Raw genomic sequence first — 25,217 nt, 5'->3', positions numbered from 1 at the left:
CAACATCGCCGTCAATCCAATATTTGTTCACCCATTCACCATATTGCGCCAGTTTCACTACTGCGCCATCAATCCACATTTGGTGCACTCATTCACCATCCACCGCTTTTTTAATAACAGTACAATCTAGCTAATATTCATTTGACCATTAACCGTTCACAGATGTCTTAATTACCTGTGCATGAACTTGGTTTAATCTGAAGATTAACAATAGGGAGCGTAGTAGATTTTTCATATCTCAATTGTTTTAGTTTTAATTTTAATGTTTGCCAACGTTAAATGTATATAATATGTGGTTTTTTTGTGATGATTTTCCGCAGGAAAATAAGATAATAGTACAAGCGAACACACACTTTTTTTTAAGGACTAAACTGAGCATTTTTCACACCTATTGCTACCATTATTTATTGATTTCTTTCTTTCTATTTGAATTTTTTATTCGTCTAAAATTTAAATGTAATTTTTAGATAAATAAGTGTTAGATTAGCTTTTTGTAATCCTAGGCTATGCTGCGATCTTGACTCTTTAATAGGGTTGATTTTAGTTATATCTATTAAAAGCATAAATTATATTTTTTGGCAGGATTCACATTAATATCAATGTAAATCGAAAAATAAAATTTTAAGAAATGGCGTTGTGTATAAAATAAATTTTCCCATTATATACACTTCATCGATACACTCTGTGTTTAAACTATATCTTTTAATTAGCTAAAAAAAACAATGTAAAAATTAGCATTAATCATTAAAAACTAACACCAATGAAAAAAGTATTCACATTTTTTGTAACGCTATTAATAACGGCAACAACATTTGCTCAATCCCCAGAAAAGATGGGTCGCCAAGCTGTGATGAGAGACAGTAGTGATAATGTAGTAAACAACCAAACCGAAAAAGAAGAAGCCCTTTTAACCATTGAAGCTAAATTCATTGATTTTCACCTAGGCGATGCTTCACACTACACTTTTGAAGACGTTTCAGGAAATTATTGGGACTTTTCGAGGTCTAATTCAAAAAACTTTGAATTTTCAAGACTCTTAGATGAGGCAGAAATGAATACTGATAACCAGGGTTGGGGATCAGCAAAAGAACTACAGGGTAAGTGGTTCACGATTAGTTATTCATTTGAAGAACGACCGCTTTATCAGGACGGTCCAATGGGAACGGTTAAAACAATTCAGGAGGCAGAACTAATTGAAAAAGAAGAAGCCCTTTTAACCATTGAAGCTAAATTCATTGATTTTCACCTAGGCGATGCTTCACACTATACTTTTGAAGACGTTTCAGGAAATTATTGGGACTTTTCGAGGTCTAATTCAAAAAACTTTGAATTTTCAAGACTCCTAGATGAGGCAGAAATGAATACTGATAACCAGGGTTGGGGATCAGCAAAAGAACTACAGGGTAAGTGGTTCACGATTAGTTATTCATTTGAAGAGCGACCGCTTTATCAGGACGGTCCAATGGGAACGGTTAAAACAATTCAGGAGGCAGAACTAATTGAAAAAGTTTCTAACAAGAATAAAGCGAATAGCATGTTTAGCTTAGAGTCAAGCATAATGAAGGAACCGTTAGAGAGATTTGTTTATTCCGGAAATAAAAGCCCTGATGGGTCTGTTGAGCTTATATCTGAACCAATTGATCCGACTAGTAATAAAATCATTATAAAATCTGCTTTGTCAAGCAAAACAGTTGAAGGGGTCTACTTGTCGCCTCTTAAAAACTACTGGTCAGAAAACGGCAAATACGTGATACTTGATAATGTTGATACCTACGCTGGATCTGGAACATACAGCATTGTTCTGCTTAATGTTGAATCTTTGAAATACGTGTCCATCGATATGGATCAATTGTTTGAAGGCGTCGACGTTGGAGATAGAGAAATGCTTTACGTTAAAAATATTGTATGGTTAAATGACCAATCCTTTTTTATTGAATCTTATGTTGGCTACCTAGGTTATTCTGGACATCCTGGAATTGATACTAACCTAAAGAATAAATTGGGCGATAAATTTGCCAACACAGATGATATCGTTACCCTTCCTACTAGGAAGTATACGATTAAGTAATTGCCATACGCAGGGATAGATCCTGTAGAATATAAATAACTTGTTATAAGTAAACCTGACACGACTAAATGATGCTCTATTATGCTCTTAGTTTGCTGTTATTAAATAATCAATGTAGACGTACACATTCCAATGGTACATAATTTCACAAAAACTATACTATGAAAAGAATAATACAAACTTTATTATTGACTTTATTTTTAACTTCTTGTCAGAATTCTGAAAAGAAGAAAATTGAAAATTCTTCGAGTACAGAGAAGCTTTTATTTGACATTGAAGGTGACTATTCATTTAGCGATACATTATCTAAATGCGATTTGACTCTAGTAATAACTAACGAAATCGAATATTACGGGTATAAACTTAAGACTCCAACAAGAAGTTTGACAGGGAAAATTTCAATAGAAGCAAATAAAGAAGATGACACCTATAACGTACTACTTAATGGAATAGAATGGAGTGAGTATTATGGTGCATTGGATGAAAACAGTGAACCTATTGATCAAAATATTTCATTACCAATAGGATTGGAAGGTACACTAGATAAAAATGAAATTACCATTCAAAACTATGGGAATGCAATGAATTCGTTTTTACAACTAGGTGAATGTGATGTAAAGTATATTCATTTAAGGAAGCAATAAATCAAATACTACACTGCTTTAATATTTAAAACCACCGATTAAAATCCGTGGTTTTTTTGTGGAGTTATTCTAATTGATTGTAACATTTGGCTAAACTGCAATTTAATACCGTTTAGGTTTTGTTAGGATTAGTATTCATAAATGTACAAGTCTAATGCGTTTTTCATTGATAAAAATGAAATGTCCTAGTCTTGATGTTTTACCCGCTACAATCTCATTAAATATTATTTTTAAATGATCGGGAACTTCAATTTCAACGTTATCAAAATAAAGATATATATTATCATTAATTAGTTTTAAGGTGATGTTCATTAGTTGCTCCCTTGAATCAACTTTATGATAGTATCTTGATGGGTCAAGAAATAATTTAAATTGAGTTGTGTCAGACACCTTGGTTTTAGAAATGATATGATTTAATACATAATCATATTGTGTCCCATCAGACAAGGTTGACCTTAGTTTTGTTTCTCTAACACTTACTTTGTAGGTATAACCCCATTCAAATTTAAATCCATCCAAGTATTCAATGGGTGAATCGGGAGAATTTAGAGTTAACCTTTTGAAATGTTCATAATTTTGAACAGATAGGTTGGGGTCGATTGTAATGGTCCTATCTGAGACGGTTTGACCAAACGAACAAATAGAAAGAAACGCTATTATATGGGTTAAAAATAATTTCATTTATACAAGGCTTGGATTTGATTTCTATTTAAATACTTAATTTTAGTTATTAATCAGAAAGAACAAAAGTGTCTTATACTGATATAGGTTGACCTTTTTTTTATATTATTTTTTCTTAAATGCACCACAACGGCTCGGCTATGAGTAGTTGCGTGGCTTAGTACTTAACTAGGCAGGCACACTCCAAGCTGAAAATCCACGAGGATTTTTGTAAGTAAGCCAGAACTAGCAATAAATTATGCACTTTGTTAGCTACAGTTTTTTCTCAGAAGTAACTACTTTAAGTCCTATTCAGTAAGATTGTTCTTGGATTGATTTGGTTATGGAAGACTTAACTTCTCCTGTATGCTTTGTTGTTTTGGTCTCTATTAACATAATTGAACATTCGTCTATTGAAGAAACTCGATGGTTAATTCCTTTTGGAACTACCAACATATCTCCAGTTTTCATAGTCCTATTAGTCTCATTTTCGACTTCCATTAAAAGTTCACCTTCTATTATGTAAAATAGTTCATCCTCATTTTCGTGATTATGCCAAGGAACTTCTTGGCCTTTGATCTTGGCAATTTTCACATACTGGTTATTAACTTCTGTAACTATTTTTGGAGTGAAGTAATCTTTAACGTCTTTTAATTGTTCTTTTAGATTCATTTGATTTCGTTTTATAATTGTATATAACGGCAGTCTGTCTAATAACCCACCTTATTTTTGTAATTATTTAAAAGTAGTGGATTTTGATCAAAAATGGAAGGCTGGGTGGTAAAATAGGTTTTTACGGCCAGTGCTTCGGCATATCCCCTCACCAAGCTTATTATGTGGCTGTACAAAGCATTTATAGTGTTGCTTAGAACATTTTTGCCCCCTATAACCTTCAATATCCTCTTCAAGTTGTAGGCAATAAAGATAAGCCCCACATCTGCAGAAGCTCTTTGTTTGGGTTTTTTAGTACGTATATGGTCGAAGCCCCATTGTCTTTTTATGGTTCCGAAAGGATGTTCCACTATTGCCTGGCGTTTTTTATAAGTTTGTTGGTTGTTGGCTGCGCTTAAGGTATTGTCTTCAATATATTGTTGGTTTTTACTACGCTGCAAAACCTTGCCATTCACTTTTGATGTGGTGCACAGGTCACGGACTGGACAGTTCTTACATTCTTTTGTCTTACCCTGTTTGAACCTGTAATTACGTTTTTATACCACGTACCATTACTGCTCAGGATATGCCCCTGTGGGCAGGTGTAGGTGTCATCTGTTGTATTATAGTAAAAGTGTTCCGAGTTGTAATTGGGGTCTGGCGCCTGTGAGCTCCTGCCTATCCCTGGTACTGCCACGAGGGTGTCGATATCAAGCTCATTTGCAGTTCGGAGTTCGCTTCCCGTGTGGTATCCTTTGTCAAATAGTGCGGTAAAATCATTGTTTCTCAATATTGCTTTTGCGCTCCTCAGCATATTTCCCATCGCCTTTTTGTCGTTCACGTTGGTGACATCGTAATCAATAGGTATGCAATGTTCGGCATCAACGGTGGATTGAATATTATACGCTACCTCTGTAATGTTATTACGCACAATCATATGTTTGCTGTCTGGATCTGAGGTTGATATTTGAGGTTCACCGGACTCCTTTAACGGTGTTTCTATTTTTGTGTAATTAGATTTACGTTGCTGCTGTTTTTTAAGCTGCTGTGCTATCTCAGTTTGCCTCTCGGGTTCTTCGGTTTGCTCCAGTTCTTGGCTGTACTGCTGTAACTTATTATCTATATATTCAATGTGGCGTGCTACTTTTTTAAGATTGTAGTTGTTCTTCTTGCTGTTTTGAGCCCTCATCTTGGTACCATCACCAGCGATGAGTTGTGCCCCAGTGAGACCAAAGTTTCTGGCAATTTTTACCGTGGCGTGAAAAGTTCTCTTGATGGCTTTGGCATTATCTTTTCTAAAATTGCTGATGGTATTGTGATCTGGGGATAGTGACTCGAGCAGCCACATTAGCTCGATATTCCGTTTACATTCCCTTTCAAGCTGTCTTGAAGAACGAATCCTGTTCATATAGCCATAGCTGTACAATTTGAGAAGCACTTTGGGATGATATCCAGGTCTGCCATTCTCGATAAAATCTGTTTCAAACCCCAACGTTGACATCTCGAGGTGCTCAACAAAGTAATCTATATCCCAGACAGTATTATTGTCCTCAATAATATCTTCCAGCTATATATTTCATAGCATGAAATTAAACAATTCTTATGAAAAATGCAAGAGGTTTTTAGACAGTTTGACGGTTGTGTATAAAGCACTGTTGCGTTGATTTCCGTTTGAATTTACGTAAAAAATACAGCATTTTCCGTTTGCGAGGATTTTCCGAAAGGAAAATCGGAAGCAATGTGCAGTTATGCGTTGTTGGCCAATGGCTGTCGTGTTTTTTATTATCTGGCCTCGCTAATTTTTAACGATTCTTTTGGTAATTCGACCGTCATCTGTAAATATATTCAAGAAATAAATACCAGAATCTAGATGCGTTACATTGATATTATTGATTTCCTGATTCACCGCAGTATGTATGGTAACGTTCTTCCCTTCTATGGTATAAATTTCAATTGATAAAACACGGTTATTGATAGAAGAAATAGATAATATATCAGCAACTGGATTAGGATAAATAGCAACTTTTACTTTTTCTACATCCGCTGTTGAAAGAGTATAATTAGTAAAAATCGCATCTAATTCAAATAGATCATAAATATTAAGTTGCAACCCAAAACCGTCTTCAATAATCTCATATTCCCAAATACCCGTCACATCTTCAAAATATTCCTGTTCAAAGTTATTGTGATATGGAAACACACAGTCTTCATTAGTAGCCTCAAATTCATCTCCCGTAAATCTATCAAGGACTGAATCGTACACATAAGATCCAGAAAATGTGTTACACGATCCTATTCCGCTAAAATCGAAATTTTCCGAAATTGTTAGTGTAGCATAAACAGGAGGATCCATTAAATCAAATGGTGGACCAAATTGAATAAACATATCTTTTAAGTGCCAAGTTTGGAATATATCGGGATTTGGATTTTGTGCAAAACAGCTTACTGACCAAAATAACAATGCTGAAAGTATTAAATTTTTCTTAACAATCAAGTTTAGGATTATATTAATGTGAGTGTATTTTTAGTTTAAAAATAGATAACTTAATCAAATACATACTTATTTTTCATATTTATCAACAGCTTTTTCAAATTGGTTTAAAACGAGTATGTTTTTTAAACTTGTATTTCATATCTCAAATGTATTAGTTTTGAAATTTAAAATATCACTCCGAACTTATTAGGGGCTAAAGTACTATGCAAGCACACTCCAAGCTGAAAATCCACGAGGATTTTCGTAAGTAGGCTAAAACAAGTAATTATTTATAGCCATTGTTGGCAAATCGTTTTTTTTAAATTTTCAGCTTTAAAACCCTTGATTTTTTCTTTCTCTTTCCTATTAAAATAACAGTTTGATTATCAAGGTTTACATTTCCGTTATTTACTTTATAATATACTTTAGACTCTTTATCATCAATCAATTTTTTAAAATCAAAGTTACCTTCTTGATTAATTTTAATCACATATAGATTAGATTTTTTTGCTTTTGTTTGTTTGAAAGCTATTCTGTCTGCACTTAATTTTTTTATATTATCTGAGCAATTTATAAAAAAATAAGAATCTTCGCCAACTGTTATAGATGTGTAAGAACTATTACTAAAACCTACTTGCCTTTTATTAATGTTTCTAGCCCATTTTAAATCACCATCTGTATTTAGCCTAAGACTTATAATATCGTCGAAGTGATAAACTGTGCGCGTACTTACAATTCCTTTGGCTGATGTTGATGTGCGCGTAGTGATATAAAATTCTTCTGCATTTAAAACAATGTCTCCATTATCCATTAAGTTTACGTCTTTAAAATCAATGTTTTTTATTCCTTTTTCCTTTTTTCTTTTTTTCTTTCCTCCTTTGTTGCCATACTTATCTGATAGAAATTGTTCAGAAAAAGGTGTGAATTTTTCTGTTTCGATTTTAAGGGTTTCTGGATTTAAATTAAAAAGACTTACTCCATTTATTTTATTTTCATCTTTTTTTCCGTAAAATCCGACACATGCTACTCGGTTATCAGATGTTATCAATTCTAATGAAGAAATAAATTTATCAGCATTTTTAAAACTAGTCTTTGTTTGGCCGTTAGTATTAACTTTATATAACTCGAAGTGATAATTGGCCTCTCCTTTTTTCTTTGATTTTCTAGACTCATTTTCAAAAGATTTACCTAAGAAGTAAACAGTACCATTATTATCATCGATATCAATACTTTGGTAATCAAAATACTTGTCTTTTATATTTTTTTCAATTAATTGTTCATAGACTTTTTCAAAATTATTGTTAAAAACAAAAATTTTATGAGTTTCCTTATCTTTATTCTTAATGTCAAAATTTATCACAAAATAACTGTTATTACTAGACATTACAACTTCTCCTGCATTGTTGTTGTCATATTGAGAGAAATTATTAATTAGAAACGGAAATAACAAGACCCCAAAATATTTTTGTTGCTCATCTTCAGAAAGAGATAATATTTCTTTATAACTAAATTTCAGGTCTTTTAAATATGCAGATACTGCATTAAATGTAATTTTATCTGCTTTTTTATCTATATTATATTCAATTAAATGTAATTTATTGTCTTTAATAAAAGCATTTTTTAGCTCGTTTTTATCAACCTCATACTCGACTTCTTTTAATAGCTTTAAATTAGAATCAAAATGTTGAATATAATACCCTTTAAGTTTTTGCAGCATTCCCCCATAGAAAGCTCTAATTGTGACAAGCCCACCATTTTCATCTTCTAAGGAATACACTAAGGAACTATTCTTTTTAGAGTCTTTAAAAATTTCACTTTTTTTGATTGAAACATCTTGTGCATAATTATTAAAAGTGATTGATAACAAAAGTAGTAATGTGATTTTTTTCATGTTAAAATTGTTTCTTTTTATTAGTGTTTGCCAACGTTTGTGTATAAGAACAGTAGGGCTGAAAATGAGCTGTTACCATTCGGTTTAACACAAGCCGAATTTTTAAATTTTTATTATTTTTTTTTCTCAATAAGCCAAATTTAAAAATTTGGCGACCTCGAAAAAGTGCCTGAAACATTGGGTTAATCACCAATTGCCCTATTGTTTTTATACGTTGTTGCCCGCTGTGCTTTCGAGTTGTTGTTTCCACATCCTTATTTTATTCGGTAATACGTTATCATACTTTACCATAAAGTCTTCAATATCAGAACGAGCTATAAAATGAATATTGTCTTTTGCAGTACCATTATAAGTCCCTTTTGTCGTGAATAAATAAACCTCGCAATCAAGTTTATCGTAACTATCAGCGTTCAAATTCACAAATCCATTTTTCACTTGAACAACAGCACTTTGACCAGATATTTTATGTTTTAATTCAAATTCATAACCCATCATACTGGATTTGCAAGAACTTGGAATTAAATAATAACCCTTTTCAACTTGCAGATACATAGCAATTAAGTCTTCACAGTCATCTGATGATAGAAGCGAGAATATATCGTCCGTATCCAAATTTTCTAACTTATAAACTTCTTCTTCTTTTAGTCGATTGAATGTGAATTTTGAATAGGTTTTGACGGCATTATCATTAACTTTTTGAAGTGTTCTTGCAGGAATAAAACTATTAACCAACTTACCTGGCACAGATTCAACTGTTCCGATTTTAACCCAATCGCAATTCCTAATATTTACAATATCCGCCTCAAGGTTTTCTATTTCACTTTGATACTGCCAATCACTCGTTATTCTTCCTAAATAATAATTGTTTTGTCTGTCTCGTGTCCAAATAAGGTCGTCAACTTGCATTTTATGCTTTATAGCATTCAATGCAGATTTCCAACTCCTGTCGCCATACATTGTAGAAGCTCTTTTATTATATTCAGACCATTCTACAGCTTTTTCTGTTTTTTCGCTTATTCGCCATCCAACTCCGACAATGTTATTTAGTAAGCAAAATTGTCTTGGATTGACATTGTTTATTGATGAGGATTTTAAGTTTATTCGCCAAATGTTCATAGGTGTTCTGTGTTTTTTTGCATTGCGGGCAACATGTATATAAACACCATATGACGTTTATTTCTATTATATCATCACAAATCTAAAAGGTTTATGATGTTTTTATTAAAATTATTTCGTGCCACCTGCGTGCCGGCAGCTTTGTAATGTTTAAAAATACTCTTTATGCTATTTCTTTTATTACGGTTTCCCGTATTCACGCTAATTATTTTTTTACAGGCGATGGTAAAAAAACCAATTTATTTACTAAGCACTCCCCCAGCCTTTCTAAAACACTCTTTAGTTTACCGCTTAGGGTATTGGTAGTGTTCCAGCCTTTGGTTTGTGTTTCTTGTATGCTGGATCATAAAAGGGCTTCCGAATTCGTAAATATAGAAGCATGGGAGTTTAATGTCAATAGGTATAAATACCTGATTTTGGTTTGCTTTTATTTAAATTTTACAGCAGTTGGTTTGTAGGGCATAGCACCCATTGCACTTTGGATCTAATCGTTTTGATAAATAAAATGCTAAATGTTTACTTATAATTTGAAATGGAGGTGGTTTTTCTTGACGGTTTGTGTGTGGTTAGTTGCGGAAAATCAGTTAGGATTTTCCCACGCACGACGAAGTTAATTAATTCAAGTGAATTGCTGCGAAGGGATTCCGCAGCAATTAATTACACACGTTGTTACCTTTAGTAGTTTGTGTAATGTTAAAATTAAACTTTTGCTCGTTTTTAATTTAAAATAATTCTAATAATTTCGTATTATTTTAATCCCATCCAAGAATTAAATGCGGCTGTGTTGTTTTGGCTCGTTTTTAAGGTGTGAGACTTTATATTAATGGCGACAGTATTTTTAGTATAGCGATTTATTTTTTCAATATAAACTTTATTAACAAACTCGCTTCTGTTGATTTTAAAGAAGACTATTGGGTTGAGCATTTCTTGAATTTCTTTGAGAGAGGTTTGGTTTAATAGATGTTTTTTATTGGCTGAGTCATAAGCAAAAATAACACCATAATCTGATTGAATGAAAATAATGTCTTCTACTTTTAAAAAGTAAATACCGCTGTTAGATTTTACCGGAATGTACTCTTTATATATTGGTTTTAAATCTAACTTGCTTTGATAATATGCATCTAACTTGCTAATGAGATCATTGTGATTAACCTTCATTTTGTTTTTCAAGAAAGTATATTTAAGCCAAGCTTTTTCAAAACGTGGATATGAATAAGGTTTTAATAAATACTCAATACCACTGGATTCAAAAGCATTCATCCAAAAACTATCATAAGCCGTTATAAAAATAATGGGAGCGGTGATTTCTATTTCATTGTATACATCAAAAACATTTCCATCTCGTAATTCAATGTCCGAAAAAACTAAATCTACATCGGGATGCGTTTGAAAAAATGATTGGGTTTCATCAACAGTCTCAATTTCTTTTATAATTTCAAAAGGCTCTCTAGTTTTTTCTATGTAGTTCTTAAGTTTCTTTCTAGCAGGAGCTTCGTCTTCTATGATTACTATTTTAAGCATTGTTATTTGTTTTCATAAGAGGTAATATAACAGTAAAGTCACTCTCAGATTCCTGAATAGTTATAGGGGTGTTTGTTAGTAGTTTAAATTGTTCGTTCAGATTTTTTAAGGCTACGCCATTATTTTTTTTCTTTCTGCTTTGCTCAATCTTATTATTGGTAACTTTAATTCCGTTTTCTATTGTAATATGTATAATTACAGGATTTTTAATTGTTCCCAGATTATGCACAATAGCGTTCTCTACTAATACTTGTAGACAAAATGGAGGAACTATGGTGTTTGAAGTTTTTATATTGTTTTTAATAATTAATTGATAATAGCCCTGATACTTTGTCTCCATTAACTCAAAATAATTTTGAATAAATGTTAGCTCTTCTCGGATACCGATTAGTTCTTTTTCAGAACTTCTCAAGGCATAACGATAGAGTTCTGAAAAACGGCTTAAAAAATCAGAAGCTTTAAGTTGATCTTCTTCAATAAGCTGATCTAATATATTTAAATTGTTAAAAAGAAAATGCGGATTTAACTGTGCTTTAAGCTGCTGTATTTTGCTTTTAGAGTTACTGATTTCGTATGCGCTTAGCCTTTTTCTATAATTTCTATTTTCTTTAGAATATAAATAGGCTAAAGAAAAGCCGCCAAAAATTATAAAATCAATAATTTGCACGAAAACTTTATAGGTTATTTGATACGAAGAATTAAAGTTTCTAGAAACAGTATTAAAACCCATCGAAACAAGAATTCCAAATACGTTGATTATGAATATATAACAGACAAAACTTATTCCGAAAAATTTTAAATATTCCCATGCAGATGGGGTTTCTTTTATGTTTTTTTTTTCAAATCTTCCTTTAATAAAATCTATAAAAATGAAGATAAAAAAGGCGTCTATAAATACCCAAAAAGGAGCATCTGGATGGAACACTAAATCGTTCCAAGAACTTGCAAACCCTATTTTATTTTTAAGAGTTAAAACCCAACTAAAAACAAATAAGAAAAGAATAAAGGTTTGGTTATTTTTTAGATATTGAATTATTTTTTTCATCATTAGTGTTGGTAAATATATAAAGTTTTCGGTGAAAATTTTCACTAAAATTTTCACCGAAAATTATAAATTTTATTTTTTTGTAGGCCATGAACTTACCTTATTCCCTTTTTGGTCAAACATTTCTAAACGAACGCTATTTTCTGAATCGATACAAAACATTGCTCTCATTTTCCCGTCATCATCATAAAGAAATAATCCGTTTGGTCGACCTTTACCAAGATTTCCAAGTTCAAGTCTTTTAGTGATGCCAACTAGTCCTTTTTTCGCATATTCATTATATTTTTTTCTCCATATTTTTTTATCTTTTATAGAATCTAATTCTGCAAATATTTTAGCGGTACTTGACTGTGTAGAGTTTTCTGGTAAATCGTTAAAAACTAATGAACTTCTAATACTTCTTTTTCCATCTCGTTTGCTATCAGTATTTAGCAGTTGCATTGCCTGATCACCATCGTATTTATCAAAAGTTAATGAGAGCCCCGAACTATGTCCATTTTCTTTTTTGTTTCCGTCATAAATAAAACCTCCACATTCAATGCCATCTTCATTAAAAAAGAGCATTCCTGAACGCTTTTTACGTTTTACGTTTATTGGCCTATTGTTTATCGAGTCTTTTCCGTTAGGAAATTCTGCTACATTTGTAATAATCATCTTTGTTGTTCCATCTTTTTCTACAATATTAATGCGTTCTACATCTATAGTTCCAAATTTTTGATTGCTAGATTGTTTAAAAGCAACAGAAGCAAATGTTAGAATACCTAAGGCTGTAGTAAATGCAAACGTTCGTAGGAAAATTAATTCTTTTTTTGTGTTTTTCATGATTAATAGATTTAATAATTAATGATGCCACAAAACTACGGGTATCACGGTGTTTACGAAACCTGTTTCTGATGAACAAAGGAAAAATTAAGTAGAATTAAGGAAGAATAAAGAAAAGTGGTTCTTATTTATAATATGAAGCAAGTTGTACCTCGCTATTAAGGGTAACGTTGTTGTGTATGATTAGTGGCGTGTTGAAGCACCTAATTTAGCGAATAAACACCAGATAGAAAATCCGCGAGACACGAGCGAAGCGAACTGGCGTAAGCAATTTTCGTAAGTAGGCGAGGACTAGCCATTAATTATACACGGTGTTGCCAGTAGTTTTTATTTTATTCGTTCAATTAATATTGGGTAAAACTCACTAAATTTCGGGTATTTTTCTCTGTTATTTTCATATTCTTTTAAAATTTCTACAATATTATTTACTAATGAAAATCCAATAGATTTTTCGTAGTCTAAAAGTTCTTTAGCTTTTTCTGTTCCAAAATTTTCATTTGCTATTCTGATTGTTATTGCTCTTATTATATGTTCATTAAAAACATATTTCCATTCGCTGTAACCTTGGGTTTTTCCATTTTTTTTTAAACTATCACTATAATATTTTTCTTTAATATTTTCGATTTCATTTTGAAATTTTTCCGTTAAAGGGTTTACGAAGGAATGACCAAATTCGTGTAAAATTAAATCCATTTCAAGAAATTCTTTTTCAAAATATGGAATATGTTCAATTTCACCATTTGGTCCAATTATAGCATAAACTTCTGTTTTTCCATCTGCTATGAATTTTGAATTAAATCCTCCTGAATGGACTAATGGTGAGAGAATTAAATTATAGGAACCCAATTCACTTCCGTAATATTTTTCTAAATAAGTTGGAAGATGTTGAATAGATTTAGATTGTTTAACTTGATTAAGTACTTTCTCATTCAATTCTTTTACTTCGGCTAAATAGGCTTGAAATAAAGTATCTTGATTAAAGGAAATAAATTCTTTTTTGAATTTTTTAATTAGATAATCCCCTTTGCTTTCATCAAAAGAATCGGGATTTATGACTTCTCTTACTTTATTCAATTCAGGAAATTCTCCGAACTGTAGAACCCAATCTGTAACGTTATTAAAATTAAAACCGTGCTTTTTAGATAATGTGTCAAATAAAGCTACTGCCTTATGGTTCTTCAGAGCTTTAAAATTATTTTTCAGCTTTGATTTGTAATGATTTTCGTGATTATTGATTAGAAAGTAATCATCTAAAAATGCTATTGAATAGATGGTCTCTATTCTTTCGTCAATCGTAATGTTTAATTCCGATTTTTGTCCGATACTTTTTAATGACGCTAAAAGTAGAATTAGCAAAATAGTTTTTTTCATTGATTGAGTTTTCAAATAAGGACTAATTTTGTTTCAAATTGTGTGTTCATTCAAATTACTGGCAACATATATATAAACCCAATATGACGTTTATCTCTATTATATCATCATAAATCTAAAAGGTTTATGATGTTTTTATTAAAATTATTTCTTGCCACCTGCGTGCCGGCAGCTTTGTAATGTTTAAAAATACTCTTTATGCTATTTGTTTTATTACGGTTTCCCGCATTCACGCTAATTATTTTTTACAGGCGATGGTAAAAAAACCAATTTATGCACCAAGCACTCCCCCAGCCTTTCTAAAACATTCTTTAGTTTACCGCTTAAGGTATTGTGAGTGTTCTAGCTTTTGGTTTGTGTCTCTTGTATGCTGGATCATAAAAGGGCTTCTATATTCGTAAATATAGAAGCATCGGAGTTTAATGTCAATAGGTGCAAATACCTGATTTTGGTTTGCTTTTATTTAAATTTTACAGCAGTTGGTTTTTAGGGGTAAAAACATACAACAAAGGGTGCAGAGATCTTTATGAGCGTATTGTCGCCAAAGGAAAAAGTAAAAAACCAGCATTAATTGCTGTAGCCAATAAGCTAATCAAACAGTGTTTTACTATCGCAAAATCTGGTAGACCTTACGACGAAAAGTACGTTTCTGTCTTGCCGAGATAATTAGAGGAGGATGATAATAAAAAAGCTCAAAGAATCACAAAAGTGAATCTCTGAGCTTAAAATAATAGTGTCTAAAATTAATGAAGAAAAGAGTTGTTTTTAACCTCAGTTCTTTGTTGTCATTTCGTTATTTTTTCATTCGTAATTTTCAATATGTTCGTTTCCGATTTCAATTAGTCTATTTCTGTATTTATTGACAAAAGAGTTCAATTCTCTTTTAAGCCTAGGTTTTTCAAAATTGGATTGATGATGTTCGTCTTGGTTGTAATGACACAGAACGCAAACGGACTTTAAATTATCTCTGTGCGTATTTATCAAGTTATAACTGTCTATATGATGTGTGTGTAAATATCGTTTGTCGTAGTTACTTTCTAGGTCGCTACCACCAAATCCACATTCCTCACAAGTATAGTTTTGTTCTTCTCTGTACGCTTTTGAAATACTTCGCCAATTTAAAGGTCTTTTATAAAGGTCTGTTTCAACTTCTTCTATATTCTCCTTTATGTTTTTATCGTTTAAGTCAAGTAGTTTGTGAAAATCTTCTGTATCATTTATTCTGTCAAGATTTCTTTCGTGTAAAATTGCTCTACATTTTGCGCATAAATCTAGATTTTGGTCTGGATATTCTTTTTTCGTTCCTCTTTGTGTTACAGTCACTAAATCCGAATTCGACCAAAAATAATATCTTGACAATATTCCTTTTTCAATAAATTTTTCAATTACGGAACATTCAAACAAATGAAATCTTGGGTTTCCATATTCAGACTTTTTATAATCCTTGTTAAACATAAAGCCTTTTTGAAAATTCCCACGAACATTCAAATAAACTCCATCTTCTCTCCATTCTAAACTACCATCATTTTCTTGTTCTGTAAAATCAATTCTGTCGATAATTACGTTACTATTGTATTCTTCTAAACGAGGAACTCCAATCTTATCTAAATAACTATGTGCTTTATTGAATTTGATTAATGGCATTATTTTTCTAACTCTTTAAGGACTTTATCAATTAATTTATCACTTGTTGTTATTATGCGAAATTCTACTCTACGAGATTTTTGATTATTTATAGGTTGATTACTATTTATGGTTAATCTTCCATTATCATCAACTGTCCTTCCATAAGACAATCCATTTGCAGTTAGCAAATATTCTATCAAAATGATTTCTTTGGAAGATAAATCTTTAAAATAATCCATTTCACGAAAATGCTTAATGACTTCTGTTGACCTTTCTTGGGATAACAAAGTATTAGCAATGTAAGGGTCTTTGTCGTATTGTGGTGCAGGAACGTTATCTGTATGTCCTTCAACTCTTATTTCTGAAATTTTATCCTTGTATTTCTCTTGTAAAATGATGTCAAAGTATTTGGGTAAGAACTTATTTAAGATTTCTGAAAAATAAGGTCTTATATTGGTTTTTCCAGATTGGAATAAAACATCAGGATTTGTGAATTTTATTGACAAGTCTTTATCTAATTTAACATCCCATTTTTGAAAATCGTCTTTAAAAACGGTGTTCAGCTCATTATAAAGTTCCTCTTTAGTTGCCCTAAATTCCTCAAATATTTCATCTCTTTGTGCTTGCTCTTTTTTTACTTGCATCATATATGAAATAGAGATGAATAAAAAGATTATCATCAATACAGTCATAATATCGGAAAATGAAATCCAATTGTTATCTGAACTTTCTTTCATTATCTTTTTGCTTGTTCTATTAGACGTTGAATAAGTTCATCTAAACTCGTTAGAGTTTGATTTAATTGTCCTGTAAATTCTTCTGAAATATTGTCAAGATTGTTTCTTAACTCTAATGAAGAGTTACTTATAATTGAAACTCCTTCTTCCATTTGAGATTTGGTATTTTTCCAAAATTCTCCGTTTATATCTTTAATATCCTCTATTTCTTTTAATCTGCTTATTAATATATCGACTGATTTTTTGAAACTATGCTCTTTACCAATCCAATCGTTTAATTTATTAGTTGTTTCATCAAATGTTTCTGTGTTTGTCTTAATTGTGTCAATAGAACTTTCAAGTTTTACAATTATTTCTTGAAATTTCGTATCATCAATTAATACCTTTTGTAACTCCTCAATTAGTTTTGATAATTGGCTGTTGTCCTCTGTTAACTTTGTTGTGTTTTCTGTAATTTCTTTAATGGAAACTGATGCAATTTCAAAATCTTTAGAAACAGATTTAAATTGCTGTGTTAAAGATGAAATCATTTCTTTATTCTCTTTTTGCCAATCGTTCAAACTCCGAACACTATTGTTTAATTCTGCAAAGTTTTCTTGAACTAATCTTTGAATTAATTCTGTCATTTGAGCGTTGAAAGTTTCTGTTGCACTTTTCATTACTTCTACCAATGCTTCTGTATTATTCTTTTTTAGAATTTCTCCAAATTCATCAAACTTGCCTCCTAAAGCTTTGTTATTTTCGTTTATTGATTTAAGTATATCTTTATGTTCTTTTTGCTCCTTGTAGTTGTCCGTTAATTGACTTCTTAATTTTTCTAATTGCGTAAGTAAACTTGTTTCCTCATTTCCGATTAATGATGTCTGTATTTTTTCAAGTAAAATGTTTTGTTTTTCTTGTTCTTTTTGGTTGTCTGTGGTTTGATTACGAAGTTTTACTAATTGAGTAGAAATGCTTGTTTCTGTTTCTCCAACAAGTGAGGTGTTTAATTTATCAAAATTGGTTTTTGTTTCCGTTTTGGTTGACTTTAAGACTTCGAGTATTTCACTTAATGCTGATAATTCATCTGTTTGTTTTGGAGGTTCTTTTAGTTCAACTGTTCGCAATATTAGTTGTCCAAATACTCTGAATATTAATGATAAAATAATTCCAAAAATTGAGGTAAGAAACGCAAGTTTCATTCCTTCCAATAGCATTGGAATACTATTGTCAATATCATTAACATCAAAATTTCTTAAGCCAAGATAAATTCCGCCAAAAGTTCCAAGTATTCCAATTGTTGTAAAAACAGAAGGAATTGAATTATATAAATATTCGTTATAAGATTTTGTGCTTTTCCGATACCAAAGTCTGATTATATAATAGAGAGAGAAAAGTAGCCAAATTATTAATGCACCATAAACTATGTTTGCCAAAAATTCTTTATTCATATTCTAATGTTGGTTAGTTCAATTGTTGATGGTTTATTCTAATGTTTGTTGGTTCGTCATAATGAATGCCAACGTCTCTGTATATGAGCAGTGCGGATGAAGAAAGGCGAAAGCCTTTCGGACGGCACAAGCTGATTTTTGCAAATTTCGTTTATTATTTTTTTCTGCAATAAGTCGAATTTGTAAAAATTCGGCGGTCTCCCAAATATACCTTAACTTTTAATTAAGCAAAAACTCCCGCATTGCTTATATGCGTTGTTGTGTGCAGTACATTAACGCTCTAATAATTCTCTAAAACTTTCTTCAATTTCTTTTTTGATTGGTGTGATTTTACTTGGTATTTTTTTGTAAGCTGAATAAGCAATTCTGTGTGTTTCCGGATTTGGTCTATCTCCGAATTTTTTCAAAAAATGATGTTTATTATAATCATTATAAATCTCGGCAATTTCATTAAGATAGTTATCTATCAATTTAGTAATTTTTTGCTCAAGATAAATTCGGTTATTCGCATAAAAGTTAGCGAATTCAAAATGTGCATTCGAAAATTTTTCTTGCAACTTGTCTTCGTGTTCATCATGAGTCATTCCATTTGGAGTTGATTTGACTGGAGATATATAATAATTTAATTCAGAAATTGATTTATTCAATAGCTTATATAATTCTTCTAAAATATCAAACCTTTTTTCGTGAAGCTTTGTAAATTTAAAATTCTCTTTTGATTTTAATGAATTGATTTCAGCTTGAAATTTTGATATTTCTAAATTATGTAAATTTTTAACTTCTTCTAATTTTTTATCAAATCCACTTTTGACTTTTCCTTTTAATTTTTCGGTGAAAAACAACGTCAATAACGTTCCAATCAAAGTTGGCAGAATAGAATATAATAATGCTTTAATTAATGTTATTTCCATTTGATTGGGGTATTGCACACAACACATAAATAAACACACCTTTACTTTATTTTACGTTGTTGTATATGGTTTGTTGCGTGTTTCAAGCAACTAATTTAGTGAATAATTACCGACCAAGAAAATCCGCGAGGATTTTCGTAAGTAGGCTAGAACTAGCAATAAATTATATACGGTGTTGGCATTTCGTGCTTTTTTCAGACGTTATTTTTTCTTCAAAATCTTAATTGGCTTTTCAATATTTCGTTTTTCTTACCAATCTTTATCTTCTTTCAGTTTTATTGCTTGTTCAAAAGAATCCATTAGTCCGTTTATGTCTTCAGTTGCTTTTTCTCCAGTGTAGAGAGTATAAATATTTCCTTTAGCATACCTAAAAGAATCTGGTGTAATTGTTATTTTGGACGCTCCGTCTTTCACTTGTATTTGTATAATTGAAAAAGCTCGATTTGCTGGTCCATATTGGCTTGCTTGCGTAATAGTTCCTAATAAGTATTTTCCAGTTATAGTTCCAGTTTCTTTATCTGTAAATTGTATTACAGATTCCGCATTATTAAATGCACTTACCATCCAATTATTTGCTCTTACATACAATTCATTTTTAGTCGCATTTTCAATATTCACAACTTTTGTTACAGGTTTACTTTCTGTTGTTATGACTGCACAACTTTGTAGGCTCAAAAATAACACTGTTAATACTGGTAATAAAAATAGTTTTCTCATATTATATTTAGTTAAGGTTTAAAATTCGACATTATTATTGAAGTTATTTTACGGTTTTCCGTATTTTTCTATTTTTTTCAGATTTTAATTTCAGCACGATTTTTCTTGTATGAATGCCAACATGTATATAAACCCAATATGACGTTTATCTCTATTATATCATCATAAATCTAAAAGGTTTATGATGTTTTTATTAAAATTATTTCTTGCCACCTGCGTGCCGGCAGCTTTGTAATGTTTAAAAATACTCTTTATGCTATTTGTTTTATTACGGTTTCCCGCATTCACGCTAATTATTTTTTACAGGCGATGGTAAAAAAACCAATTTATGCACTAAGCACTCCCCCGGCCTGTCTAAAACACTCTTTAGTTTACCGCTTAGGGTATTGGTAGTGTTCCAGCTTTTGGTTTGTGTTTCTTGTATGCTGGATCATAAAAGGGCTTCTATGTTCGTAAATATAGAAGCATCGGAGTTTAATGTCAATAGGTATAAATACCTGATTTTTTTTGCTTTTATTTAAATTTTACAGCCCTTGGTTTGTAGGGCATAGCACCCATTGCCCTTTGGATCTGCTAGTTTTGATAATTAAAATGCTAAATGTTTAAAATGAAGGTGGTTTTTCTTAACGTTACGTTTATGGTGTCGTAGCATCCCGCAGGGTGCTATGCACTATACACATTGTTAGTAGCTTTTATTTTTAAAAGTTTAATAAATCGTCAACTTTATTTTTTTCCAATCGCTTAGTCAGCTCTTCAAGCCTATCTATTCCTTTTGTGTAATTTATGAAGTACACTCTGCGCCTTCCTAAAAAGTGCTTAATGAGGTCATTTGTTTTCTTGAAATTAGCTCCTTTGTTTAGAATAGAATTTTTCCTGTCAGTTACCCTTAACGCTTTTTTCTTTGGTAATTTTAATTCAATCTCGGGTTCCTTCATTTCAAGATTAACTTGATCAATGAAATCGACTCCTTTATCCTGTAGATAGTTAATTAGAACTTGTTGAGCTTTTCTAATTACAGGTATTTTAATAAAAGAAGTATTCTCTTCATTCTTAGAACCTACAGTAACAGACATACGAGTCAAATTTGCTGGAAGTTGTTTTTTTATCAAAGTAAATATCTCTCTAGGGTGATTTTCTTTTGTTCTTGGAACTAAAGAAAAGTTGATTAAAAATATTTCATATGAAAAAGTCCATTGTTGACGTTCAGTTTTGTCTTGACCTTCAAATGATTTGTATGAATTCTGGATATATTTAACATAATCGGATAGTAATTTATTTACTACCACATTTTCAAACCCTGAGGGGTCAATACTTCTATATAAGTCAATAACATTTATAAATGATGTATTGTCTGGATGAAATGATACATGTGTTAAAATATTGTTTTGTTTTTCTTTAGAATCAAGGTAAATAAATTGAGCTGCAAAGTATTCCTGCAAAGATTTATGTGACCATTTATAGTAAATGCCATCTTTTGCGAAAAGAGGGACTGTTATTAAAAGATCCTTTATAAAGTTCGTAGATGATGAATTTATCTCTGGACAAAATCCTATTGCTCTTGAAACGATAGTGCCTAATTCATCTCTTGTAAATTCAATTTTATTTTCATTAGTCAAGCATAAGTACCCAAAAATCCTCAGTACTCTATGGAATTCATCTGAACCTAGTTTTGAATGTTTTTCTCTTTCAAAAGAATCTCCTTTGGATAAATCATGAGATTCAAATAATGCATCATAAACTTGACGATAAAAAATATGTTTTTTAAACGGGATTCTTTGTTTATGCTCAAAAGCTGTAAATAGCAAGGAAACTAAAAGTGGAGTTGTTAAGTATTCTTCAATACTCTCAAATGTCTCAGGCTCTTTAATTTTACTAATAAGTAAATCACCTATATTCCCTTCGGCATCATACTTTTTTATGAGTGAATAGGCCTCTTCAGGTATTAGATGTTTTATTTGATATTTTAGAAAATCTCCGAAAGATGATAAAGCATCCTCAGGTCTTGATGTAAGAACAAATTTATTTTTTCGAGATTTTGTTATAAATGTTTGAATTTGCTTGGTAACATTTGAACGGTCAGACAAAGAGATCTCATCAAAGCCATCAAAGAAGAAAATAAAATCGCCTCTTTTAATTAAATCCAAAATAAATTGACGATTTACTTTTTCATTTATTGGATTTAATTGTTCTAAAATTTCATCAATTATATCTTTCTCTTTTGATAAACGTCTTAATTCAATTAAAACAGGGACGCCTTTGTTTTTCTCTATTGCAGAGATGAGTAACTTTTTTGACAAGGTCGATTTACCCATTCCAGCTGTGTCTGTTATGAGTATTTTATTTGTCTCAGCAAATAGTTCATCATCAAATTCGGTTAAAGTTAAGTTTTTCCGTTTACGGGGTAATTCGTGTCTTTCTTCACATTGTATTGTAAGAGGAATATAAACGTCATTTAGTAATACTTTTTTTTTCTTGAATGCAATAGTATTAAGGACTCCATTCTTTTCATATACACTAGTTAGATATTCCAGAAATTTATTTTCAAAAGCATAATCAATTAGATTATTTTCTCTTTTCCATTTGTCTCTAAACTCTTTAAACTTTGGCATTAAAAAAGTTTCTAAAACAACTTTGGAAAGAGGTGCGGCAACTGTTGCTATATTTTTTACTGTTTCTATATCCATTTTTGTGTAATTGCTACTAACATGTATATAAACACCGTATGACGTTTATTTCTATTATATCATCACAAAGCTAAAAGGTTTATGATGTTTTTATTAAAATTATTTCGTGCCACCTGCGTGCCGGCAGCTTTGTAATGTTTAAAAATACTCTTTATGCTATTTCTTTTATTACGGTTTCCCGTATTCACGCTAATTATTTTTTACAGGCGATGGTAAAAAAATCAATTTATGCACCAAGTACTCCCCCAGCCTTTCTAAAACACTCTTTAGTTTACCGCTTAGAGTATTGGTAGTGTTCCAGCCTGGTTTGTGTTTCTTGTATGCTGGATCATAAAAGGGCTTCTATGTTCGTAAATATAGAAGCATCGGAGTTTAATGTCAATAGGTATAAATATCTGATTTTTTTTGCTTTTATTTAAATTTTACAGCAGTTGGTTTGTGGGGCATAGCACCCATTGCACTTTGGATCTACTCGTTTTGATAATTAAAATGCTAAATGTTTACTTATAATTTGAAATGGAGGTGGTTTTTCTTAACGTTGTTGTGTATGGTTAGTTGCCTGTTTTTAAGAATCTAATTTAGTAAATACAAAACCAAATAGAAAAACCGCAAGGACTTTCGTAAGTAGGGTAGAACTAGCAATAAATTATATACGGTGTTGCCATTAGTGTTTTTACTTTAACTCAAAAAGTCTATTATTAAAATCCTCAAGAATATATACTTTTTCGAATTCAGTTTTTAGATTCATTTTAAAACGATTATCTAAATTATATGAACTTTCCCCATTACTACCAATTACAATAATCAACCATTGAATTTCTCCGCTATTTTTTCTGTAAGAAGTTAATTTAGATTCCTTTTTTCTAACCGCTGATAAAATAAGTTCTTCTGTTACATCTTTCACCCACCAAGCTCCTAAATTAACGTTCAGACTTTTTTGAGAATGATCAGTCATACTTATTTTCTCAATTATTGGATTTTCAATTAATTTTTCAGATGAGATAAATTCCTTTACAACTTGAACAATTGTTTTAATTAAATTTTGTTTTTCACTAATTTTAAAATTCACATATGGAATAGGATAACAAGTAATTAAAAAATTAGGCAAGTCTTTGTCGGAATCTAATTCCTTTTCAGCCATTGAAAATATGTTTTCAAAAAAGCCTTCTCTTTCTTTTGATTTACTATTTACTAATATTTGATGTTCTAATCCAATTTTTCCAAACTCTCCTTTTAATATAAAATCTGGTTTTTCAGACAGTTTATCGATTTGGATTTTATTATTAAAAAACATTAAAAATTTCCCAACGTGACATAATTCTAAAATTTTTTGTTGGTTTTTCTCTTTTTCAGGCATTAACAATTCAAGATGAGAATTTATTAAATTTCCAAGGAGTTTTTTATTTTCGTGAATAGATTTATTGTTCTGAATAATTTTCATTTCACATTAATGGCAACGGCTCGACTATGGTTAGTAAGGGATTTGAAAGTAGTAAACTTTCGATTAAGCACTTAGCCAAAACTTTTTTTAATCTTTTTTGTTCTAAAGCCAAATCAAAAAGATTTGGCTTACTTGGTTAAAAAGCACTAAACTTTGAGGTAACAACAAGTCCCGTATTAATTATAGCCATTGTTGCCTGCCGTTTTTTTTCCTTCCTTGAGGTGTTTTTTAGATTCGAACTTTACTCTTTATTTAAAACTCTTCTAACTCAACTTTTCTTCCTGCTTTTTTATTTTTTTCATATGTCATATTTTAATCAATTAGTAATTTCGAAAATTCATTTTTACTAACTTCAAAATAACTATTGTCCAAATTTTGATCTGTATCAGTATCATAAATGCCTTGTTGCCTATATTTGGTAATGTAATCGTATCCTAATCTAAACCTTACAATGTCCTTATCACCTTCGGTTTGCGAATTAAATAGAAAAGTAAAAGTTGTTTTTCTGGGATATTCTTTTTTCATATTAATATAAGAGTTAATAAATTCTATTAAATTCTTACCAGAAGTTCCAGAAGTATAAGCGTTAAAGGAAATATCTTTTCCCTCGGTATATTGAATTTTCGCTTTAAATAATTGATAAACAGCAGGTGTTATTATTAGGAATTTTGTACTCTTAAAAGGCGTCCATCCAGAAAGATATTCATAACCTTCATATTCATATTTGCCACCTACCATTCTATATATTATCACATAGTATTCTTCATTATCTTTAGCGATTTTTGCTATTTGAATCCATTCGAAATTTTGTAGATAATGCGAGATATCAGAAAATGAGTAAACTTTTTTAGTAGCTATAACGTTTTTATTTTCAACCCATTTTCCGCTCGTATCATTTTTCATCCACCCTTTAGCAATAGTTAATTTTGGTGATTTTGCAATAATTTCAAATACTTTATTCTCTTCTCTTTTTTGAGCTATCGAAGTTATTGTTATTAGTAAAACGATTAATAAAAGTATTTTTTTCATAATTTGTAGCCTTTGAAATTACTTATCATTTCGTCATTCTCAAGCATAAGCTCAAATTTTTGTCCGGTTAATTTTTTCATACATATTGCAGTGCTTCTACCTAAATCATCGGTAGCTAATATGTTGCATAATGGATCTGATCCTACAAGTTGTGTAGGGGTATAATTAAAAGTTGTTCCATCAGCTAATTCAAGAATGAAAGTATTATCATACTTTATTGTGAAATATGCGTCTTCTTCTAATTCTCTACCATTCATTTCTGTTAAAACAAACTTTGGCGGTCCACTATATTTTGTTTCAGTTTTTGGGCCATTAAGGCAAGAGCTTAATATTATTGTTGTGAATAATAAAAACAATGTTTTTTTCATGTCTTCTAGTTT

Annotated in this window: 23 protein-coding genes and 1 pseudogene; 4 read left to right on the top strand and 20 right to left on the bottom strand. The window is 30.9% G+C overall.

Features of this window, described 5'->3' with window-relative positions; translation table 11 throughout:
• Nucleotides 1-760: 760 nt before the first annotated feature.
• Together ABXT67_RS13530 and ABXT67_RS13525 are read left to right on the top strand one after the other, a co-directional pair.
• A complete protein-coding gene (locus tag ABXT67_RS13530; protein WP_415374574.1) occupies nt 761-2,068 on the top strand; it encodes a hypothetical protein in 1,308 nt (435 codons plus the stop codon).
• Nucleotides 2,069-2,229: 161 nt separating this feature from the next.
• Nucleotides 2,230-2,712, top strand: coding sequence for a lipoprotein (locus ABXT67_RS13525; protein WP_415374573.1), 483 nt, complete (start codon nt 2,230-2,232; stop codon nt 2,710-2,712).
• Nucleotides 2,713-2,847: 135 nt separating this feature from the next.
• On the opposite strand, the gene ABXT67_RS13520 is transcribed toward ABXT67_RS13525, so the two are convergent.
• The 9 genes from ABXT67_RS13520 to ABXT67_RS13480 form a co-directional block, all read right to left on the bottom strand.
• Nucleotides 2,848-3,393, bottom strand: a complete 546-nt coding sequence (locus ABXT67_RS13520) for a DUF4377 domain-containing protein (RefSeq protein WP_415374572.1) — start codon at nt 3,391-3,393, stop codon at nt 2,848-2,850.
• A 291-nt stretch (nt 3,394-3,684) separates the two neighbouring features.
• Complete coding sequence (locus ABXT67_RS13515) at nt 3,685-4,044, bottom strand: cupin domain-containing protein (protein WP_415374571.1); 360 nt, start codon at nt 4,042-4,044, stop codon at nt 3,685-3,687.
• A gap of 38 nt (nt 4,045-4,082) precedes the next feature.
• On the bottom strand, nt 4,083-4,517 hold the full coding sequence (locus ABXT67_RS13510) for a transposase (protein WP_415376996.1): 435 nt from the start codon (nt 4,515-4,517) through the stop codon (nt 4,083-4,085).
• Nucleotides 4,496-5,515, bottom strand: coding sequence for a transposase (locus ABXT67_RS13505; protein ID WP_415374570.1), 1,020 nt, complete (start codon nt 5,513-5,515; stop codon nt 4,496-4,498). The genes ABXT67_RS13510 and ABXT67_RS13505 overlap by 22 nt, the downstream gene beginning before the upstream one ends.
• Before the next feature lie 303 nt (nt 5,516-5,818).
• Nucleotides 5,819-6,517 carry a T9SS type A sorting domain-containing protein gene (locus tag ABXT67_RS13500; RefSeq protein ID WP_415374569.1) on the bottom strand — a complete coding sequence of 233 codons (699 nt, stop codon included), beginning with the start codon at nt 6,515-6,517 and terminating at the stop codon, nt 5,819-5,821.
• A gap of 298 nt (nt 6,518-6,815) precedes the next feature.
• Entirely contained in the window at nt 6,816-8,387 is a 1,572-nt protein-coding gene (locus ABXT67_RS13495) for a hypothetical protein (protein ID WP_415374568.1), read from the bottom strand.
• 207 nt (nt 8,388-8,594) lie between these two features.
• On the bottom strand, nt 8,595-9,503 hold the full coding sequence (locus ABXT67_RS13490) for a hypothetical protein (protein ID WP_415374567.1): 909 nt from the start codon (nt 9,501-9,503) through the stop codon (nt 8,595-8,597).
• A 747-nt stretch (nt 9,504-10,250) separates the two neighbouring features.
• Nucleotides 10,251-11,024, bottom strand: coding sequence for a LytR/AlgR family response regulator transcription factor (locus ABXT67_RS13485; protein WP_415374566.1), 774 nt, complete (start codon nt 11,022-11,024; stop codon nt 10,251-10,253).
• Entirely contained in the window at nt 11,017-11,691 is a 675-nt protein-coding gene (locus ABXT67_RS13480; RefSeq protein ID WP_415374565.1) for a sensor histidine kinase, read from the bottom strand. Before ABXT67_RS13480 ends, ABXT67_RS13485 begins: the two co-directional genes overlap by 8 nt.
• 202 nt (nt 11,692-11,893) lie before the next feature.
• Between ABXT67_RS13480 and ABXT67_RS13475 the strand changes: the two genes are divergently transcribed.
• Nucleotides 11,894-12,055: a hypothetical protein gene (locus ABXT67_RS13475; RefSeq protein ID WP_415374564.1), complete on the top strand. Its 162-nt coding sequence runs from the start codon at nt 11,894-11,896 to the stop codon at nt 12,053-12,055.
• An 86-nt stretch (nt 12,056-12,141) separates the two neighbouring features.
• Here ABXT67_RS13475 and ABXT67_RS13470 read toward each other — a convergent pair whose 3' ends face one another.
• Together ABXT67_RS13470 and ABXT67_RS13465 are read right to left on the bottom strand one after the other, a co-directional pair.
• The gene (locus ABXT67_RS13470) at nt 12,142-12,891 is read right to left on the bottom strand and encodes a hypothetical protein (RefSeq protein WP_415374563.1); all 750 of its coding nucleotides are present in this window, start codon (nt 12,889-12,891) and stop codon (nt 12,142-12,144) included.
• Between the two features lie 327 nt (nt 12,892-13,218).
• Nucleotides 13,219-14,262, bottom strand: a complete 1,044-nt coding sequence (locus ABXT67_RS13465) for a DUF4932 domain-containing protein (protein ID WP_415374562.1) — start codon at nt 14,260-14,262, stop codon at nt 13,219-13,221.
• A gap of 501 nt (nt 14,263-14,763) precedes the next feature.
• Here ABXT67_RS13465 and ABXT67_RS13460 point away from each other — a divergent pair.
• Nucleotides 14,764-14,928, top strand: a pseudogene (locus ABXT67_RS13460) (IS110 family transposase); the annotation flags it as partial.
• A gap of 135 nt (nt 14,929-15,063) precedes the next feature.
• On the opposite strand, the gene ABXT67_RS13455 reads toward ABXT67_RS13460, so the two are convergent.
• The 9 genes from ABXT67_RS13455 to ABXT67_RS13415 all read right to left on the bottom strand — a co-directional run bounded on the left by ABXT67_RS13455 (nt 15,064) and on the right by ABXT67_RS13415 (nt 25,205).
• Nucleotides 15,064-15,906, bottom strand: coding sequence for an HNH endonuclease (locus tag ABXT67_RS13455; protein WP_415374561.1), 843 nt, complete (start codon nt 15,904-15,906; stop codon nt 15,064-15,066).
• The gene (locus ABXT67_RS13450) at nt 15,906-16,625 is read right to left on the bottom strand and encodes a flagellar motor protein MotB (protein WP_415374560.1); all 720 of its coding nucleotides are present in this window, start codon (nt 16,623-16,625) and stop codon (nt 15,906-15,908) included. The genes ABXT67_RS13455 and ABXT67_RS13450 overlap by 1 nt, the downstream gene beginning before the upstream one ends.
• Nucleotides 16,625-18,055: a MotA/TolQ/ExbB proton channel family protein gene (locus tag ABXT67_RS13445; RefSeq protein ID WP_415374559.1), complete on the bottom strand. Its 1,431-nt coding sequence runs from the start codon at nt 18,053-18,055 to the stop codon at nt 16,625-16,627. The genes ABXT67_RS13450 and ABXT67_RS13445 overlap by 1 nt, the downstream gene beginning before the upstream one ends.
• A 272-nt stretch (nt 18,056-18,327) precedes the next feature.
• Nucleotides 18,328-18,966, bottom strand: coding sequence for a hypothetical protein (locus tag ABXT67_RS13440; protein WP_415374558.1), 639 nt, complete (start codon nt 18,964-18,966; stop codon nt 18,328-18,330).
• Between the two features lie 249 nt (nt 18,967-19,215).
• The gene (locus tag ABXT67_RS13435; protein ID WP_415374557.1) at nt 19,216-19,683 is read right to left on the bottom strand and encodes a DUF4468 domain-containing protein; all 468 of its coding nucleotides are present in this window, start codon (nt 19,681-19,683) and stop codon (nt 19,216-19,218) included.
• Nucleotides 19,684-20,381: 698 nt separating this feature from the next.
• Nucleotides 20,382-22,367 (bottom strand): NACHT domain-containing protein, encoded by a 1,986-nt coding sequence (locus tag ABXT67_RS13430; protein WP_415374556.1) that lies wholly within the window; start codon nt 22,365-22,367, stop codon nt 20,382-20,384.
• A gap of 673 nt (nt 22,368-23,040) precedes the next feature.
• The gene (locus ABXT67_RS13425) at nt 23,041-23,808 is read right to left on the bottom strand and encodes a hypothetical protein (RefSeq protein ID WP_415374555.1); all 768 of its coding nucleotides are present in this window, start codon (nt 23,806-23,808) and stop codon (nt 23,041-23,043) included.
• Nucleotides 23,809-24,120: 312 nt separating this feature from the next.
• Nucleotides 24,121-24,837 (bottom strand): hypothetical protein, encoded by a 717-nt coding sequence (locus ABXT67_RS13420; protein WP_415374554.1) that lies wholly within the window; start codon nt 24,835-24,837, stop codon nt 24,121-24,123.
• Nucleotides 24,834-25,205 carry a hypothetical protein gene (locus ABXT67_RS13415; RefSeq protein ID WP_415374553.1) on the bottom strand — a complete coding sequence of 124 codons (372 nt, stop codon included), beginning with the start codon at nt 25,203-25,205 and terminating at the stop codon, nt 24,834-24,836. The genes ABXT67_RS13420 and ABXT67_RS13415 overlap by 4 nt, the downstream gene beginning before the upstream one ends.
• Nucleotides 25,206-25,217 lie beyond the last annotated feature (12 nt).

The organism is Patiriisocius sp. Uisw_017, assembly GCF_047731265.1.
Classification (GTDB): domain Bacteria; phylum Bacteroidota; class Bacteroidia; order Flavobacteriales; family Flavobacteriaceae; genus Patiriisocius.
The sequence above is the reverse complement of the archived record's forward strand: the minus strand, read 5'-3'. Positions and strand labels throughout refer to the sequence as shown.

What these genes read in the sequence shown, in the direction of transcription:
- ABXT67_RS13430 (WP_415374556.1), bottom strand. Translation starts at nt 22,367, where the DNA reads ATGGATATAGAAACAGTAAAAAATATAGCAACAGTTGCCGCACCTCTT.
- ABXT67_RS13435 (WP_415374557.1), bottom strand. Translation starts at nt 19,683, where the DNA reads ATGAGAAAACTATTTTTATTACCAGTATTAACAGTGTTATTTTTGAGC.
- ABXT67_RS13490 (WP_415374567.1), bottom strand. Translation starts at nt 9,503, where the DNA reads ATGAACATTTGGCGAATAAACTTAAAATCCTCATCAATAAACAATGTC.
- ABXT67_RS13520 (WP_415374572.1), bottom strand. Translation starts at nt 3,393, where the DNA reads ATGAAATTATTTTTAACCCATATAATAGCGTTTCTTTCTATTTGTTCG.
- ABXT67_RS13515 (WP_415374571.1), bottom strand. Translation starts at nt 4,044, where the DNA reads ATGAATCTAAAAGAACAATTAAAAGACGTTAAAGATTACTTCACTCCA.
- ABXT67_RS13475 (WP_415374564.1), top strand. Translation starts at nt 11,894, where the DNA reads ATGAAGATAAAAAAGGCGTCTATAAATACCCAAAAAGGAGCATCTGGA.
- ABXT67_RS13420 (WP_415374554.1), bottom strand. Translation starts at nt 24,837, where the DNA reads ATGAAAAAAATACTTTTATTAATCGTTTTACTAATAACAATAACTTCG.
- ABXT67_RS13450 (WP_415374560.1), bottom strand. Translation starts at nt 16,625, where the DNA reads ATGAAAGAAAGTTCAGATAACAATTGGATTTCATTTTCCGATATTATG.
- ABXT67_RS13525 (WP_415374573.1), top strand. Translation starts at nt 2,230, where the DNA reads ATGAAAAGAATAATACAAACTTTATTATTGACTTTATTTTTAACTTCT.
- ABXT67_RS13445 (WP_415374559.1), bottom strand. Translation starts at nt 18,055, where the DNA reads ATGAATAAAGAATTTTTGGCAAACATAGTTTATGGTGCATTAATAATT.
- ABXT67_RS13415 (WP_415374553.1), bottom strand. Translation starts at nt 25,205, where the DNA reads ATGAAAAAAACATTGTTTTTATTATTCACAACAATAATATTAAGCTCT.
- ABXT67_RS13530 (WP_415374574.1), top strand. Translation starts at nt 761, where the DNA reads ATGAAAAAAGTATTCACATTTTTTGTAACGCTATTAATAACGGCAACA.
- ABXT67_RS13440 (WP_415374558.1), bottom strand. Translation starts at nt 18,966, where the DNA reads ATGGAAATAACATTAATTAAAGCATTATTATATTCTATTCTGCCAACT.
- ABXT67_RS13495 (WP_415374568.1), bottom strand. Translation starts at nt 8,387, where the DNA reads ATGAAAAAAATCACATTACTACTTTTGTTATCAATCACTTTTAATAAT.
- ABXT67_RS13465 (WP_415374562.1), bottom strand. Translation starts at nt 14,262, where the DNA reads ATGAAAAAAACTATTTTGCTAATTCTACTTTTAGCGTCATTAAAAAGT.
- ABXT67_RS13455 (WP_415374561.1), bottom strand. Translation starts at nt 15,906, where the DNA reads ATGCCATTAATCAAATTCAATAAAGCACATAGTTATTTAGATAAGATT.
- ABXT67_RS13485 (WP_415374566.1), bottom strand. Translation starts at nt 11,024, where the DNA reads ATGCTTAAAATAGTAATCATAGAAGACGAAGCTCCTGCTAGAAAGAAA.
- ABXT67_RS13425 (WP_415374555.1), bottom strand. Translation starts at nt 23,808, where the DNA reads ATGAAAATTATTCAGAACAATAAATCTATTCACGAAAATAAAAAACTC.
- ABXT67_RS13470 (WP_415374563.1), bottom strand. Translation starts at nt 12,891, where the DNA reads ATGAAAAACACAAAAAAAGAATTAATTTTCCTACGAACGTTTGCATTT.